The organism is Serratia sp. TSA_130.1 (assembly GCF_052691795.1).
This window is the reverse complement of the sequence record NZ_JBQZFS010000007.1, coordinates 108,738-124,514: the sequence shown is the minus strand read 5'-3', so window position 1 is coordinate 124,514 and position 15,777 is coordinate 108,738. Positions and strand designations below refer to the sequence as shown.

The 15,777-nt window shown below is 63.1% G+C and carries 12 protein-coding genes; 2 read left to right on the top strand and 10 right to left on the bottom strand.

Going from position 1 to position 15,777, the window contains the following annotated elements; translation table 11 throughout:
* Window positions 1-116 precede the first annotated feature (116 nt).
* Window positions 117-1,382: a stationary phase inducible protein CsiE gene (csiE, locus tag ACUTQY_RS20855; RefSeq protein ID WP_046687658.1), complete on the top strand. Its 1,266-nt coding sequence runs from the start codon at window positions 117-119 to the stop codon at window positions 1,380-1,382.
* On the opposite strand, the gene ACUTQY_RS20850 is transcribed toward csiE, so the two are convergent.
* Window positions 1,383-2,528: a 3-phenylpropionate MFS transporter gene (locus ACUTQY_RS20850; protein ID WP_033644100.1), complete on the bottom strand. Its 1,146-nt coding sequence runs from the start codon at window positions 2,526-2,528 to the stop codon at window positions 1,383-1,385.
* 155 nt (window positions 2,529-2,683) lie between these two features.
* Window positions 2,684-3,937: a serine hydroxymethyltransferase gene (glyA, locus tag ACUTQY_RS20845; RefSeq protein WP_025303922.1), complete on the bottom strand. Its 1,254-nt coding sequence runs from the start codon at window positions 3,935-3,937 to the stop codon at window positions 2,684-2,686.
* A gap of 357 nt (window positions 3,938-4,294) precedes the next feature.
* Between glyA and hmpA the strand changes: the two genes are divergently transcribed.
* Complete coding sequence (gene hmpA, locus ACUTQY_RS20840; RefSeq protein WP_046687660.1) at window positions 4,295-5,485, top strand: NO-inducible flavohemoprotein; 1,191 nt, start codon at window positions 4,295-4,297, stop codon at window positions 5,483-5,485.
* A gap of 37 nt (window positions 5,486-5,522) precedes the next feature.
* Here hmpA and ACUTQY_RS20835 read toward each other — a convergent pair whose 3' ends face one another.
* From ACUTQY_RS20835 to ACUTQY_RS20800, 8 genes are all read right to left on the bottom strand, one after another.
* Window positions 5,523-6,707 carry a c-type cytochrome gene (locus tag ACUTQY_RS20835; RefSeq protein WP_046687661.1) on the bottom strand — a complete coding sequence of 395 codons (1,185 nt, stop codon included), beginning with the start codon at window positions 6,705-6,707 and terminating at the stop codon, window positions 5,523-5,525.
* Window positions 6,704-8,614 (bottom strand): NAD(P)-binding protein, encoded by a 1,911-nt coding sequence (locus ACUTQY_RS20830; protein WP_046687662.1) that lies wholly within the window; start codon window positions 8,612-8,614, stop codon window positions 6,704-6,706. The genes ACUTQY_RS20835 and ACUTQY_RS20830 overlap by 4 nt, the downstream gene beginning before the upstream one ends.
* Window positions 8,615-8,699: 85 nt before the next feature.
* Complete coding sequence (gene patD, locus ACUTQY_RS20825) at window positions 8,700-10,124, bottom strand: aminobutyraldehyde dehydrogenase (RefSeq protein ID WP_046687663.1); 1,425 nt, start codon at window positions 10,122-10,124, stop codon at window positions 8,700-8,702.
* Between the two features lie 35 nt (window positions 10,125-10,159).
* Window positions 10,160-10,966 carry an ABC transporter permease gene (locus ACUTQY_RS20820; RefSeq protein ID WP_016929774.1) on the bottom strand — a complete coding sequence of 269 codons (807 nt, stop codon included), beginning with the start codon at window positions 10,964-10,966 and terminating at the stop codon, window positions 10,160-10,162.
* A complete protein-coding gene (locus ACUTQY_RS20815) occupies window positions 10,956-11,900 on the bottom strand; it encodes an ABC transporter permease (protein ID WP_033644105.1) in 945 nt (314 codons plus the stop codon). Before ACUTQY_RS20815 ends, ACUTQY_RS20820 begins: the two co-directional genes overlap by 11 nt.
* A 1-nt stretch (window position 11,901) precedes the next feature.
* Window positions 11,902-12,930, bottom strand: coding sequence for an ABC transporter ATP-binding protein (locus tag ACUTQY_RS20810; RefSeq protein ID WP_033644106.1), 1,029 nt, complete (start codon window positions 12,928-12,930; stop codon window positions 11,902-11,904).
* Between the two features lie 54 nt (window positions 12,931-12,984).
* On the bottom strand, window positions 12,985-14,139 hold the full coding sequence (gene ydcS, locus ACUTQY_RS20805; RefSeq protein WP_033644107.1) for a putative ABC transporter substrate-binding protein YdcS: 1,155 nt from the start codon (window positions 14,137-14,139) through the stop codon (window positions 12,985-12,987).
* Window positions 14,140-14,212: 73 nt separating this feature from the next.
* Window positions 14,213-15,676 carry a gamma-aminobutyraldehyde dehydrogenase gene (locus ACUTQY_RS20800; protein ID WP_042785220.1) on the bottom strand — a complete coding sequence of 488 codons (1,464 nt, stop codon included), beginning with the start codon at window positions 15,674-15,676 and terminating at the stop codon, window positions 14,213-14,215.
* Window positions 15,677-15,777: the final 101 nt, after the last annotated feature.

Genomic DNA, 15,777 nt, shown 5'->3' with positions numbered 1-15,777 from the left:
GGCGATATTTGTGACGAAAGTTGTAAGCCGAAGTAAAAGCCGCGCGTTAACCCTGCCGGCACAAAGCCTTTTGCTATGCTTAGGCATAATCGCAACCTTTTATGCCGGAAGGTGATATGAGCCTGGACACCTCTCCCGTGCCTGAGCTCTCCGGACAACAACGGCGCTGCCATCTGCTGCTGATGCTGTACACGCCGGAGCCCGAGTTACAGCTGGAGACCCTCAGCCGAATCAATGGCGTCGCCCCCCCGATAACCCGGCAAGATATAGCCGAGGTGGCCAGTGAAATCCAGCGTTTCCACCATCTGGAGATCGCCGTCGATCCCGACCATGGCTACCGATTGAGGGGCAGCGCGCTCAACCAACGCCTGTGCCTGCTCCATTGGCTAAGGCGCACCCTGCGCTGCAGCCCGCGGTTCGTCGAAGACGATTTCGCCCCGCGCCTGCGGCAAGCGCTGGCGGCCGATGCCGAGTTGACATCGCTGTTGGCCCAGGCGCTCGACGCCTGCGAGCCGCTGCTCAATCGTCACTTTGACGCGCGCGACCGCCAATTCCTGCAGCATTATCTGCTCTACTGCGCCTGGCAAAACCGCCTGCAGCAACACCCGCGTTTCGACGCCGTTCAGCGCGACTGGCTGCGGCAAAAACTGGAGCAGCAAGCCGCCGCCTGGCTGCATCAGACCTGCAACCGGCTGTTTAACCAGCCGCCGCACGCGGACGAGCGCGATTTCCTGGCGCTGACCTTCACCCTGTTGAAAAGCCACAGCTACCACAGCAACGACTCGGCGCATGAGCAGCGGTTGATGACGGCGATCGACAGCATGGTCGAGCGGTTCCAGCAGCTGTCCGGCATGGCTTTCAGCAGCAAGGCGGAGCTGGTCAGCCAGCTGTTCGCCCATCTGGCGCCGGCGCTGGAGCGCTGCCGTTTCGCCATCGGCATCGACAATATGCTACTGGAAGAAGTGGTGCGCAAATACCCGCGGCTGATGCGCACCACGCAGGAAGCGTTGAAACCGCTGGAGCAGGAGTACGGCGTGCATTTTTCCAACGAGGAGGCGGGCCTGGTGGCCATCAGCTTCGGCGCCTGGCTGATGCAGGACAACGCGCTGCAGGAAAAACAGGTGCTGCTGCTGACGCTGGATAACCCGCAGTTGGAAGAGGAAGTGGAATATCAGATCCGCGAGCTCACGCTGCTGCCGCTGAACATCAAGTATCTGCCGCTGAGCGACTATCTGTGCGGCGGAGCGCCGCAGGGCGTCACGCTGGTGATCACCCCCTACGCGGCGGTGCACAGCGCTCCGCACCCGCCGCTGATCTATACCGAACTGCCGCTGGAAAACCGCCAGCGCCAGGCCATCCGCGCGCTGCTGGAAGCCCCTTAATCACCGGCTGACGCTGACCGCCGGCGGCCGGATGAACAAGGCCGGCACCGCGACCGCCGCCATCACCCAGAACACCCCGCCCTGCCAATGTTCGAACAGGAACCCGGCAATGACCGTCATGACGGCGATACCGCCGCCCATCGCCAGCGCCGAATACACCGCCTGCAGTTGGATCACCTCTTGCCCCTGGCGCGCGGCGATAAAGCGCATCGCCGCCAGATGGCACACGGTGAAGGTGCCGCAGTGCAGGATTTGGATCAGCAGCAGCCAACCCAGCTCGGTGCTGTACGCCATCAGGCTCCAGCGCAACACGCCGCAACAGGCGGAAAGCAGCAGCAGGTTGCGCGCATTCCAGCGGCGGAACAGCACGTTGCTGCTGGCGAAAATAATCACTTCCGCCACCACGCCCAGCGACCACAGATAACCGATGGTCGAGGCCGAATAGCCCGCCTCCTGCCAGTAAATGGAGCCGAAGCTGTAGTAGCCGGCGTGCGCGCCCTGCAGCAGCGTGACGCACAGCAGGAAGCGCCACACCGGCCCTTCTTTCAACAGCGCCCACAGCGAACCCTCGGCCCCGCCGTGCGTGCGCGCTTCGCCCTGCGGCATCACGCTCGGCTTCAGCAGCATGCCCAGCAGCATCGCCAGCACGCTGAGGATCAGGCTGTAGAGAATGGCGTTATGGCCCCACACCGCCACCAGTTGCCCGGTCAGCGCCGAGCCGATGACGAACGCCAGCGAGCCCCACAGCCGCACCCGGCCATAGTCCATGCGGATCTGCTTTTGCCAGGTGGCGGCCAGCGCGTCGGTCAGCGGCACCAGCGGCGAGAAGAACAGGTTGAACCCCGCTATCACCAGCATCAGCCAGCCCCAGCCGTTGCCGAAGCAGAAGCCAACCGCGAAAGCCAGGGTCAGCAGCGCCAGCAGGCGCAGCGCGGAAACCAGATGAGAGGGATCTTTAACGCGGGGAGCAATCAGTAAACTGCCGAGGAAGCGGGCCACCAAACCGGCGCCGAGCAATATGCCGATGGTTTCGGGCGCGATGCCCTCGCCTTTCAGCCACACGCCCCAGAACGGTAAGAAAATGCCGTAGGAAAAGAAGTAGGTGAAATAACTGAGCGCGAGCCAACGCGTGGATTGCAGAACCATGATCCCTCCGGAGTGAGGGCAATACTTTGACAGAGCTCACACCTGCCCGCAATCTTCATTCCACGTCAATGCGTTAGAGTGCCAGACAGCTCACAGTTTACCGCGAACGGCCACAAAAAAACCCGCCGCAGCGGGTTTTTCAGGCAAAAGCGGGATTATGCGTAAACCGGCAGGCGGGCGCAGATATCCAGCACTTTCTTCTTGGTGCGTTCGATGGTGGCTTCATCGTTGATGTTGTCCAGCACATCACAGATCCAACCGGCCAGTTCGCGCACGTCGGCTTCTTTGAAGCCGCGACGGGTCACGGCCGGGGTGCCGATACGCACGCCGGAGGTGACGAACGGGCTCTTCGGATCGTTCGGCACGCTGTTTTTGTTGACGGTGATGTTGGCGCGGCCCAGGGCGGCGTCCGCTTCTTTACCGGTCAGGTTTTTGTCGACCAGATCCAGCAGGAACAGGTGGTTATGGGTGCCGCCGGAGACCACTTTGTAGCCGCGCTGCAGGAACACGTCAACCATCGCCTTGGCGTTGACCGCCACTTGCTGCTGGTAAACCTTGAACTCAGGCTCCATCGCTTCTTTCAGCGCCACCGCCTTGCCGGCAATCACGTGCATCAGCGGGCCGCCCTGGCCGCCAGGGAACACGGCGGAGTTCAGCTTCTTGTACAGCTCTTCGTCGCCGCCCTTCGCCAGGATCAGGCCGCCGCGCGGGCCCGCCAGGGTTTTGTGGGTGGTGGTGGTGACGATGTGCGCGTGCGGTACCGGGTTCGGGTACACGCCGGCGGCGATCAGGCCGGCCACGTGCGCCATGTCGACGAACAGATAAGCGCCGATGCTGTCAGCGATTTCGCGCATTTTGGCCCAGTCAACCACGCCAGAGTAGGCGGAGAAGCCGCCGATGATCATTTTCGGCTTGTGGGTTTGCGCCTGCTTGGCCAGATCGTCATAGTCGATTTGGCCTTTGTCGTCGATGCCGTAAGGCACCACGTTATACAGTTTGCCGGACAGGTTGACCGGGGAACCGTGAGTCAGGTGGCCGCCGTGCGCCAGGTTCATGCCCAGAATGGTGTCGCCCGGCTGCAGCAGCGCGGTGTACACGGCGAAGTTAGCCTGGGAGCCGGAGTGCGGCTGCACATTGGCGTAATCGGCGCCGAACAATTCTTTGGCGCGGTCGATAGCCAGCTGCTCAACGATATCCACGTATTCGCAGCCGCCGTAGTAACGCTTGCCCGGATAGCCTTCAGCGTATTTGTTGGTCAGCTGGGAACCCTGAGCCTGCATCACGCGCGGGCTGGTGTAGTTCTCAGACGCGATCAGCTCGATGTGCTCTTCCTGACGCACCACTTCCTGCTCCATGGCACGCCACAGTTCCGCATCGTAATCGGCAATGTTCATTTCACGCTTTAACATCCGGCATCTCCTGACTTAAATCAGCTAACTAAAAAATCACCAAATAACTACCCGTTTGGGTTCTGGGCCACAGTGTAAACCGTTTCGCCCCACCGAAGATAGGTCTTGACAGAGGTTTTTACGCAAACGATTGGCATAAGGTGGCGCAAGGCTTTGATCCGCTAAATGCCGCCGTTTATCAACGGACATTTCCTCATGCGAACGATGCGCTTTTTTCATGTTCTGTGAGCGCGATCGACGCCCGAAGAACACCGCAACGAAAACAAGGGTATTTACAAGCGACGCGGAACCCAATAAGATGCATTTAAAATACATCATTACAATTATCGTCAAGATCCCAACCCAAGGAGCGCTTCCATGCTGGATAGCCAAACCATCGCCACCGTGAAATCCACCATTCCCCTGCTGGCTGCGACCGGGCCGAAGCTGACCGCCCACTTTTACGATCGCATGTTCGCGCACAACCCGGAATTGAAAGATATTTTCAACATGAGCAACCAGCGCAACGGCGATCAGCGTCAGGCGCTGTTCGACGCCATCTGCGCCTATGCCGCCAACATCGAGAACCTGGCGGCGCTGCTGCCGGCGGTGGAGCGCATCGCGCAGAAGCACACCAGCTTCAATATCCAGCCGGAGCAGTACAACATCGTCGGCGGTCACCTGCTGGCGACCCTGGACGAAATGTTCAGCCCGGGCCAGGAAGTCCTGGACGCCTGGGGCAAGGCCTACGGCGTGCTGGCCAACGTATTTATCCAGCGTGAAGAGCAGATTTATCAGCAGAGCGAAACCGACAACGGCGGCTGGCGCGATCTGCGCGCATTCCGCATCCTGAAGAAACAGCCGCAGAGCGACGTGATCTGCAGCTTCGTGCTGGCACCGGTGGACGGCGGCCGAGTGGCGGACTTCAAACCGGGGCAATACCTGGCGGTCTACATCAAGCACGACAGCCTGGAGCATCAGGAAATTCGCCAGTACTCGCTGACCACCTCGCCAAACGGCGAGTTCTACCGCATCGCGGTGAAGCGCGAAGATCAGGGGAAAGTGTCCAACTACCTGCACCAGCAGGCGCAGGAAGGCGACGTGATCGACATCGCCCCGCCGCACGGCGACTTCTTCCTCGATGTGGCGCCGACCACGCCGGTGGCGCTGATCTCCGCCGGCGTCGGCCAAACCCCGATGCTCGGCATGCTCAACAGCCTGCACGACAACCAACACCAGGCGCAGGTCCACTGGCTGCACGCGGCGGAAAACGGCAGCGTGCATGCCTTTGCCGAGGAAGTGGCGGATATTGCCGGGCGCATGCCGAATCTTAGCCGCCATGTGTGGTACCGCGAGCCGGGCGCCGATGACGTGGAAGGCCGCGACTACCACAGCCGCGGATTGATGGATTTGAGCGCGCTGCAAGGCAGCCTGGCCGATCCGCAGATGCACTATTACTTCTGCGGCCCGGTGGCCTTCATGCAGTTCGTGGGCAAACAGCTGCTGGAGATGGGCGTAGAGGCCGAACGCATCCACTACGAATGCTTCGGCCCGCATAAGGTGCTGTAATGCTTGCGGAGCGCGGCCGTCAGACCGCGCTCCCTCTTCATTTCGCCTGCAGTTGGCGCGCGTCCTGCACCTGCTGCACCGTTACCGGCGCCGCCTGGTTGCCCCAGCTTCCCCGCAGATAGCTCATCAGGTCGGCCGCCTGCCGATCGTTCAACGCCCAGCCGTAAGCCGGCATCCCGAGCGCCATCGCCTGCTGCGTGATCGGGGTATGCGCCCCTTCCAGCACCACCCGCAGCGCGGTCAGCGGATTGTCCGCCGTTACCGTGGCGTTGCCCGCCAGCGCCGGGATAGTGAAGTCGGTGCCCTCTCCCTTATTGCCGTGGCAGGTCGAGCAGTACATCGCATAGGTCGCCTTGCCGCTCGGGTTATCCGCCTGCGCAGCCTTCGAGGCGGCCCCGGCGACAGGGTCCGGCGCCAGGCTGCGCAGGTACACCGCGATGGCGTTCAGATCGCCGTCGCTGAGGTACTGCGTGCTGTGGGCCACCACCTCGCTCATCGGCCCGGCGACCGCCGCATGGCGGCTGCGGCCGGTTTTCAGCAGCGCCGTCACCTCTTCCGGCGGCAGGCCGCGCAGGTTGGAGGCGTACCAGCCGTCCAGCTCGGCGCCGCTCAGGAATACCGGCTCCTTACCGTCCAGCCCCTTCTCCTGCATCGCCCAACCGCGTGGCGTATGGCAGCTGCCGCAGTGGCCCGCGCCCTGCACCAGGTAGGCGCCGCGGTTCCACTCGGCACTTTGCTGCGGATCGGCCTGATACGGCTGGTCGTCGTGGAACAGCTGGTTCCACACCGCCAGCGGCCAGCGCATCGACAGCGGCCAGCTGATGTCGCTGGCGCGGTTGGCGACGTTCTGCGCCGGCACCTCGTTCATCAGATAGTCATACAGCGCGCGCATGTCTTCCGCGCTCATTTTGGCGTAGGAGGTGTACGGCATCGCCGGATAAAGCCGGTGACCGTCTTTGGCGATCCCCTGACGCATGGCGCGATCGAACTCTTCGAATGAGTAAGCGCCGATGCCGTGCAGCTTGTCCGGCGTGATGTTGGTGGCGTAGATAGCCCCGAGCGGCGTCGGGAACTTCATGCCGCCCGCCAATTCGGCGCCGCCCGGCGCGGTATGGCAGGCGGTGCAGTCACCGGCTTTGGCGACGTATTCCCCGGCCGACATCGCCTGGGCCGAGCCGCCGGCGGCCAGCAGGCTCAACAGGTACAGCGAACGCAGACTCATGCTCCCTCCTTGGCGGCAACCTTGCCGTAGGCCAGTTCGTTAACCGCGCGCCATGCCTGATCGATCGCCGAGTTGGCGTACGGGCTCCAGTCGGCATCGGAGTTGGCGATAGCGATCTTGCCGATCGGCTGCCGCGCCGTTTCGATGATTTTCTTGGCTTCGTCTTCGTCGTCAAACAGCCCGTTGAGGAAGTAGGAGTAACCGTGCGACCAGCGGTTGACGGTGATCGCCTGAATGTCGCGCTGATGGTCGAAACCGGCCTCGCCCAGCATGCCCTGCAGCTGTTCGCGGATCATCTGTTCGTGCACTTCAAACGGCGTGCCCAGCAGCAGCGCGCGCCCTTTGCGCGACTGTTCGCGCGTGCTGAGGCCGCTGCCCGGCAGCGTCGGCACATACACCATATGCAGGCCGATCGGCCGATCCGGATCGCGCGGGTGCTGATAGCCGCCCATGCTCACCGGATAGTCCAGCTTCACGCGGCTGTACGGCGCGGCCGGCGAATAGACCTCGTGCACGCCCAGCTTGATGAACGGCTGCCAGTTGCGGATCACCACCTTGCTGTACACCAGCGGCGCCTTGACGTTCTGCTTCAGCGCCTCCTGCTGCTCGTGCGACATCTCCGGCACCAGGTACGGGATCATCATGTTGTAGCCGGCCATCACCACCTGCCCGGCGCGCACTTTGGTCATCTTCTCGCCGGTCATGTAGGTGACTTCCACCTTGTCGCCGACGTTGGCCGCGTGCAGCCCGGTGCTGTTCAAACGCAGCTTCACCGGCGATTCCGGCCGATCGAGCTGGCTGTAGTCGAATTTGGCCAGCACCACGTCGTTCATGTCCTTGCCGGCCGGCGCCACCGCCGGGATCAGCTGGCGCACCATCAGGCGCGCCAGCGTGGCGTTGCCGTCCGGGAAGTGGAACACGTAAGGATCGTCGAGATCCGCCTGCGACTCTTCGTCCAGCGGCGGCAGATTCATGCCGTCAAGGCCCGGCAGATCGCAGATGCGCGCATCGCTGCACGAGGTGCCGTCAATACCCACCGCCTGGAAGTCGTTGGTGGTCTGCTGGAAATAGCGGATCGCCAATTCGCTCAGGCTCACCTTCTCGCGCAGGAACTGGGTATAGCTGTGGGTATCGAGCCACTCGACCTTCTGCTCCAGCGTCATCTCCGGCAGATAATCCTTCTCCACCGTGTGCAGCGCGATCAGCGCCTGGCGATCGCTTTCCGGCAGCGGGAAATCGCCGATGAACGCTTCATAAGAACGGCCGTTGAGCCGATCGCGCGGAATGTCGTCCGCCACCGTGCGGCCCGGATCGCCGCTCACCACCTTGTCGACGCCGAAGTTCTTGCGATCGAAGTAAACCCCGCGGCTCAAATTCAAATCCGGGTAGAAGGTGGTGTCGAAAGCCTGCTCCAGTTGGTCGATATCGACGCCGAGCTTGCGCAGCAGCCCCATCGCCACCGGGCTGAAGTTGGAGCGCGGCGACTGCAGCGATTCGCTGCCGCCGTAGCCGAGCAGCATGCCGTCGTCGCTGTTGAACTCGTTGCGCTTGGCGTGGCCGCCGAAGTCGTCGTGGTTGTCGATCAAAAGAATACGCTGCCGCTCGCCTTTCAGTTGCTGCCAGAAACAGGCGGCCGCCAGCCCGCTGATGCCGGCGCCGACCACCACCAGATCGAACTCTTCAACGGCGGGTACGCTGCCGAAATCAAAGGTTTTGCCGTCGCGCCCCAACTGGTGCGCATGCTCGAACGAGCCCGGATGGTTGCCCCGCAACCCGGTCAGCGCCGGCGGATAGTACAGGGTTTGATTGGCGGTTTGCGGCGACGCGCGCAAGATTTGCAGCGGCGTCAACCCGGCGGCGATGGTGATCGCCACTCCGTTGAGAAAATCGCGTCTGGTGATACCCATATAGGCTTCCTTTCAATTTTTATTATCATCAGCCGGCCGGAGCCGGCTCGAAGGCCGCGCTATTGTGCGGATAATTACTGTAAAATCAATGTTTGAACATCACATGACGAATGGCCGTGTAATCCTCCAGCCCGTACATCGACATATCCTTGCCGTAGCCGGACAATTTCTGGCCGCCGTGCGGCATTTCGCTCACCAGCATGAAGTGGGTGTTCACCCAGGTGCAGCCGTATTGCAGGCGGGCGCTTAAGCGATGCGCGCGGCCCACGTCGCGGGTCCACACGGACGACGCCAGCCCGTAATTGGATTCGTTCGCCCAGGCCAGCACCTGCTCTTCGTCGTCGAACGGCGTCACCGTCACCACCGGGCCAAACACTTCGCGCTGCACGATCTCATCGTCCTGGCGCGCGCCGGCCAACAGCGTCGGCTGGAAGTAGTAGCCCGGCCCTTTCACCTTCTCGCCGCCGGTCACCACCTGTACGTGCGGCAACGCTTTGGCTCGCTCGACAAAACCGGCCACCCGCTCCAGATGCTGGGCGGTAATCAACGGCCCCAGCTCGGTGGTCTCGTCGTCCGGCGCGCCGATCTTCAGGCTGGCCACCGCCTCGCCCAGCCGCTTGACCAGCTCGGGATAAATGCTTTTCTGCGCGTAGATGCGGCACGCGGCGGTGCAATCCTGCCCGGCGTTGTAGAAGCCGAAACCGCGAATGCCGTCGACCACCTGCTGCAGATCGGCATCGTCGAACACCAGCACCGGCGCCTTGCCGCCCAGCTCCATATGGGTGCGCTTAATGCCGGCGGCGGTGTGGGCGATGATGTGCTCGCCGGTGGCGATCGACCCGGTCAGCGACACCATGCGCACCTTGTCATGCCCGGTCAGCCGATCGCCCACGCCGGCGCCGCGCCCGAACAGCACGTTGAGCACGCCCGGCGGGAACAGCCCGGCGGCCAGTTCGGCCAGTTTGAAGGTGGTCAGCGGCGTCTGCTCAGAAGGCTTGATCACCACGCAGTTGCCCGCCGCCAACGCCGGCGCCAGTTTCCAGGCCGCCATCATCAGCGGGTAGTTCCACGGCGCGATCGAGGCCACCACGCCGAGCGGATCGCGGCGGATCATCGAAGTGTGCCCGGCCAGATACTCGCCGGCGGCCATGCCGGTCAGGCAGCGGCTGGCCCCGGCGAAGAAGCGAAACACGTCGGCCACCGCCGGCAGTTCGTCATTCAATACGCAGTGATAAGGCTTGCCGCAGTTGAGCGACTCCAGCCTGGCGAAGGTCTCGGCATGCTCGTCGATCAGATCCGCCAGCTTGAGCAGATGCTCGGCGCGCTCCTTCGGCGTGGTTTGCCCCCAGGCGGCGAACGCGGCGTCCGCCGCCAGCACCGCGCGATCGACCTGCTCCGGGCTGGCCTCCGCCACCTGCGCGATCACTTCGCCGGTCGCCGGGTTATACACCGGCTGGGTCGCGCCCTGGCCATTCACCAGTTGGCCGTCAATCAACAGTTGGCTTTGCATAGGGTTATCCTTTTGTCAGAGGTCGGGTAAGGAAATTATTTGCCGCTGCCGGCGACGCTTTCTCCACCTTTGGTCAGGTAGTAAGCGCCGAGGATCGGCAGCATGGTCAACAGCATCACCGACAGCGCCACCACGTTGGTGATTGGCACGTCGCGCGGGCGGCCGAGCTGGTTCAGCAGCCACAGCGGCAGCGTGCGCTCGTGGCCGGCGGTAAAGGTGGTCACGATGATTTCGTCGAACGACAGCGCGAACGCCAGCATGCCCCCGGCCAGCAGCGCCGAGCCGAGGTTCGGCAAGATCACGTAACGGAAGGTTTGCCAGCCGTCGGCGCCGAGATCCATCGACGCTTCGATCAGGCTGTACGAGGTGCGGCGGAACCGGGCGATGACGTTGTTGAACACGATCACCACGCAGAACGTCGCATGGCCGACGACGATGGTCAGGATGCCGGGCTCGATGTTCAGCGCCTTGAACGCCGCCAGCAGCGCCAAGCCGGTGACGATCCCCGGCAGCGCAATCGGCAGCAGCAACAGCAGCGAAATGCTGTCCTTGCCGAAGAAATCGCGCCGATACAGCGCCGCCGCCGCCAGGGTGCCGAGCACCAGCGCGATGGCGGTCGCCAGACAGGCGATCTGCGCCGACAGCAGCACCGCATCGATAATGTCCTGCCGCCCGGCGGCGACGTTGAACCAGTGCAGCGTGAAGCCCTTCGGCGGGAAGCTGAAGGCCGCGTCCTCGGTGTTGAAGGCGTAGATGGCGATGATCGCCAACGGGAAATGCAGGAAGACAAGTCCGCCCCAGGCGGCCAGCTTCAGCCCTAAGGGCGCGCGTTCAGAGTGCATCGAAAGCCCCCAGACGTTTGACGATGGAAAGATAGATGGCGATCAGGACGATCGGCACCAGCGTAAAGGCCGCGGCCATCGGCATATTGCCGATCGCGCCCTGCTGGGCGTACACCATGCTGCCGATGAAATAGCCCGGCGGCCCCACCAGCTGCGGCACGATAAAGTCGCCCAGCGTCAGCGAAAAGGTGAAGATCGATCCGGCGGCGATGCCCGGCACCGCCAGCGGCAAAATGACGTGGCGGAAGGTCTGCGCCGGCCGGGCGCCCAGATCCGCCGAAGCGTGCAGCAGCGAGGGCGGCAGGCGCTCCAGCGCCGCCTGGATCGGCAGGATCATGAACGGCAGCCAGATATAGACGAACACCAGAAAACGCCCCAGCCCCGAGGTCGACAGCGTGTTGCCACCGACGCCGGGCACCGTCAGCAGCGACGCCAACAGCGGCTCCAGCCCCAGGTGCTGCAGGAACCACTGCGCCACGCCATCTTTCGCCAGCAGCAAAGTCCAGGCATAGGCTTTGACGATATAGCTGGCCCACATCGGCATCATCACGGCGATGTAAAAGAACGCCTTGACGCGGCCGCTGGTGTAACGCGCCATGTAATAGGCGATGGGGAACGCCAGCGCCGCGCTGGCCAGCGACACCAGCACCGCCATGGTCAGCGTGCGCAGGATAATGTCGTAGTTGGCCGGGTTGAACAGCGCCGCGAGGTTGGCGAAGGTCAGATCCGGCGTCACCGCCATGGTGAAATCGTCGAAGGTGTAAAATCCTTGCCACAGCAGCGTCAGCAGCGAACCGAGGTACACCGCGCCGAACCACAGCAGCGGCGGCACCAGCAGCAAAAGCAGATACAGCGTCGGCCGGCGATAAAGCCAGGTCGACAGCGCGCGCACGGTGCCGCCACGCGCCGAGGGGGAATCGATGCTCATGTCCATCTCACCTCTCCTCCAGCAGCGGCACCATCGCCGCGCGCGGCCAGCAGGCGACGATCGGCTGGCCGATCTGCCGCTGTTGCCCTGCGGCGATCCACTGCGGATTAGCCTGGCTGACCAGCAGCTTTTCGCCGCCGTTCAGCGCGATTTCATACCGCGTGGCCGCGCCCTGGTAATGGATTTCCTGCAGCGTGCCCTGCACCTGGATCTCGTCCTGCGCCGCGCCGCCGTGCTCCAGCAGGCGGATATGTTCCGGCCGGATCGAGAAGGTTCGGCTTTCGCCGAGCAGGCGCTGTGCCAGCTCGCTGCGCACCACGTTGGAGGTGCCGACGAACTCGGCGACGAACGGCGTCTTCGGCCGCATGTAAAGCTCGCGCGGCGTATCCACCTGTTCGATGCGGCCGTTATTGAACACCGCCACCCGATCGGACATCGACAGCGCTTCGCTTTGATCGTGGGTGACGAAGATAAAGGTGATGCCCAGCTGACGCTGCAGCTTCTTCAGCTCGCCCTGCATCTGCTCGCGCAGCTTGAGATCCAGCGCGCCGAGCGGCTCGTCCAGCAGCAGCACCCGCGGCCGATTGACCAGCGCGCGCGCCAACGCCACGCGCTGGCGCTGGCCGCCCGACAGGTGCGCCGGTTTGCGTTCGGCGACGAAACCGAGCGCCACGCTCTCCAGCGCCTCTTGCGCCCGCGCCAGCCGCTCGCGTTTGGCGACGCCCTTCACCATCAGGCCGTAGGCGACGTTTTCCAGCACCGACATGTGCGGAAACAGCGCGTAATCCTGAAATACGGTGTTCACGTCGCGCTGATACGGCGGCAGGTTGGCGGCTTCCTGGCCGTGGATGCGAATCGAGCCGGAAGTGAGCTGTTCAAAGCCGGCGATCAGGCGCAGGCAGGTGGTTTTGCCCGAGCCGGATGGCCCGAGCATGGAGAAAAATTCCCCGTCCTGAATGTCGATGGATACCCGATCCACGGCGCGAACATCGCCGAAAGTCCGCGAAACATCGATGAATTGCACGGCAATGGTCATTTTCTGTGCTCCATACTGATGTGATTCGGGCGCAGCGAGCCGCGCCCCCGCGGCTTAGCGGCCGCCCATGATGGCGATGTAATCCTGGGTCCAGCGGCTGTATGGCACGAACTTGCCGCCCTGCGCCTGCGGCGTTTTCCAGAAGGCGATTTTGTCGAACTGGTTGAAGCCGTTGGTTTCGCAGCCCTTCTCACCCAGCAGCGCGCTGGCCTTGCAGCCCGCCGGCGAAGCCGGTACCGACCCGAACCAGGCCGCCACGTCGCCCTGCACCTTCGGCTCCAGCGACCAGTTCATCCACTGGTAGGCGCAGCTCGGGTGTTTGGCGTCGGTATGCAGCATGGTGGTATCCGCCCAGCCGGTCACACCCTCTTTCGGGAACACGGTAGCGATCGGCTGCCCTTCACCCTTCAGGGCGTTAGCCTGATACGGCCAGGCGCTGGAGGCCACCACGCCTTCGTTTTTAAAGTCGCTCATTTGCACCGAGGTGTCGTGCCAGTAGCGGTGGATCAGCGCGTGCTGGCTGCGCAGCAGCTTCAGCGCCGCCTGATACTGCTCTTCGTTGAGCTGGTAAGGATCGCTGATGCCGAGCTGCGGCTGGGTGGCCTTCAGGAACAGCGCCGCGTCGGCGATGTAGATCGGGCCGTCGTAAGCCTGCACCCGCCCTTGGTTGCTCTTGCCGTCCGGCAGGTTCTGCTGCTGGAAGATCACCGCCCAGCTATCCGGCGGCGTCGGGAAGGTTTTGGTGTTGTACATCAGCAGGTTCGGCCCCCACTGGTACGGCGTGCCGTAGGTTTTGCCGTCCACGGTGTACCAGGCACCGTTCAGCAGGCGCGGATCGATGTTCTTCCAGTTCGGGATCAGCGCGGTGTTGATCGGCTGCACCCGCTTGCCGAAAATCAGGCGCAGCGAGGCGTCGCCGGAGGCGGTTACCAGATCGTAGCCGCCCTTGGCCATCAGGCTGACCATTTCATCGGAAGTGGCGGCGGTCTTCACGTTCACCGCACAGCCGGTTTGCTTCTCAAACTGGGTGACCCAGTCGTAGTTTTTGTCGGACTGGCCGCGTTCGATGTAGCCGGGCCAGGCGATGATATCCAGCCGGCCTTCGCCCTTGCCCAGCGACTGCGGCAGATCGGCCGCCTGGGCCAGACCGCACAGCACGGTGAGACAGAGCGCGGAGACGGTGGTGGTGACTGCGGTAGTTTTTCTCATCGTAATTACCCCTGTGTTGCGTATCTGTGTGCGGCAGGGAACGGCTGCCGCCTGATTTTGCTTTATAGAACCGCTAGAAGCTGGCTTTGAACTTCGCCATTACGTGCCTGACAACGCTGTAATCCTGCAGCGAATCGCTGGACAGATCCTTGCCGTAGCCGGAGCGTTTCAGGCCGCCGTGCGGCATCTCGCTCGCCAAGGTGAAATGGGTGTTGATCCAGGTGCTGCCGTACTGCAGATGGGCGGCGATGTGCAGCGCCCGATCGATATTTTGCGTCCATACCGACGAAGCCAGCCCGTATTCCGAGTCGTTGGCCCATTCGACCGCCTGCGCCAGATGCTCGAAGCGCGTGACGCTGACCACCGGGCCAAACACCTCGCGCTGCACGATTTCGTCGCTTTGCAGGCAGCCCGCCAGCAGGGTCGGCTGGTAATAGAACCCCGGCCCGGAGTGGGCCGCGGCGCCGGTGATCAATTCGATATGCGGTTGGCTGAGCGCGCGCTCGACAAAGCTGGCGACGCGATCGCGCTGGCGGCTACTTATCAACGGGCCGATCTCGTTGTCCTGATCGCGCTTGCGGGCGAAGCGCAGACTGGCGACCGCCTCGCCCAGCGCGTCCACCAGTTTGGGATAGATGCCCGCCTGCGCGTAGATGCGGCAGGCGGCGGTGCAGTCCTGACCGGCGTTGTAATAGCCGTAGGTGCGAATGCCGTTGACCACTTCGTCAAGATCGGCGTCGTCACAGACGATCACCGGCGCCTTGCCCCCCAGTTCCAGGTGGGTGCGCTTAACGCTTTTGGCCGCCGCCTGAAGAATTTTTTGCCCGGTGACGATATCGCCGGTGACCGACACCAGCCGCACCTGCGGGTGCCCCACCAGCTGGCTGCCGACCCCTTCACCGCCGCCGTAGACGATATTCAGCACGCCCGGCGGCAGGATCTCCTGCAGCGCGGGCACCAGCGCCAAAATGGTCAGCGGCGTATGCTCGGACGGTTTGAATACCACGGTATTGCCCGCCGCCAACGCCGGCGCGATCTTCCACGCCGCCATCATCAGCGGATAGTTCCAGGGGGCGATCGAGGCGACTACGCCGATCGGATCGCGGCGGATCATCGAGGTGTGGCCCGGCACATACTCACCGGCCAGTTGCCCTTGTTGCGTACGCACCGCGCCGGCGAAGAAGCGGAACACGTCGACCGCCGCCGGCAGATCGTCATTGAGCGCCTGATGCAGCGGTTTGCCGCAGTTGAGGGCCTCCAGCTGCGCCAGCTGCGGCGCCTGCCGCTCGATGGCGTCGGCAATGCGCAACAGCAGCGTGGCGCGCTGGGCCGGTGTAGTGCGCGACCAGTGGCCAAATGCCTGCTGCGCGGCTTTCACCGCGCTGCCAACCTGCGCCGAAGAGGCTTCGGTCAGGGCGATCAGCGTCTCGCCGTTGGCCGGATTGACGATGCATTCCTGCTGGCCTTCGCCGTCGATAAGCTGACCGTTAATGAACTGCTGACAGGACAAACCTGAGAGAACTTGCACATCTGCCATCGCCTGACGCCCCTAAGTGACAAAAACGTTAACCAAATGTGAATAAGTTAGTTTTAATCAGCCTAAGCGAGCCTCTGGCGGGCAACAAATTCTAAATACTG

Coding starts and splice junctions, on each gene's coding strand:
- ACUTQY_RS20850 (WP_033644100.1), bottom strand. CDS start 2,528: ATGGTTCTGCAATCCACGCGTTGGCTCGCGCTCAGTTATTTCACCTAC.
- hmpA (WP_046687660.1), top strand. CDS start 4,295: ATGCTGGATAGCCAAACCATCGCCACCGTGAAATCCACCATTCCCCTG.
- ydcS (WP_033644107.1), bottom strand. CDS start 14,139: ATGAGAAAAACTACCGCAGTCACCACCACCGTCTCCGCGCTCTGTCTC.
- ACUTQY_RS20835 (WP_046687661.1), bottom strand. CDS start 6,707: ATGAGTCTGCGTTCGCTGTACCTGTTGAGCCTGCTGGCCGCCGGCGGC.
- glyA (WP_025303922.1), bottom strand. CDS start 3,937: ATGTTAAAGCGTGAAATGAACATTGCCGATTACGATGCGGAACTGTGG.
- ACUTQY_RS20815 (WP_033644105.1), bottom strand. CDS start 11,900: ATGGACATGAGCATCGATTCCCCCTCGGCGCGTGGCGGCACCGTGCGC.
- ACUTQY_RS20830 (WP_046687662.1), bottom strand. CDS start 8,614: ATGGGTATCACCAGACGCGATTTTCTCAACGGAGTGGCGATCACCATC.
- ACUTQY_RS20820 (WP_016929774.1), bottom strand. CDS start 10,966: ATGCACTCTGAACGCGCGCCCTTAGGGCTGAAGCTGGCCGCCTGGGGC.
- ACUTQY_RS20810 (WP_033644106.1), bottom strand. CDS start 12,930: ATGACCATTGCCGTGCAATTCATCGATGTTTCGCGGACTTTCGGCGAT.
- csiE (WP_046687658.1), top strand. CDS start 117: ATGAGCCTGGACACCTCTCCCGTGCCTGAGCTCTCCGGACAACAACGG.
- patD (WP_046687663.1), bottom strand. CDS start 10,124: ATGCAAAGCCAACTGTTGATTGACGGCCAACTGGTGAATGGCCAGGGC.
- ACUTQY_RS20800 (WP_042785220.1), bottom strand. CDS start 15,676: ATGGCAGATGTGCAAGTTCTCTCAGGTTTGTCCTGTCAGCAGTTCATT.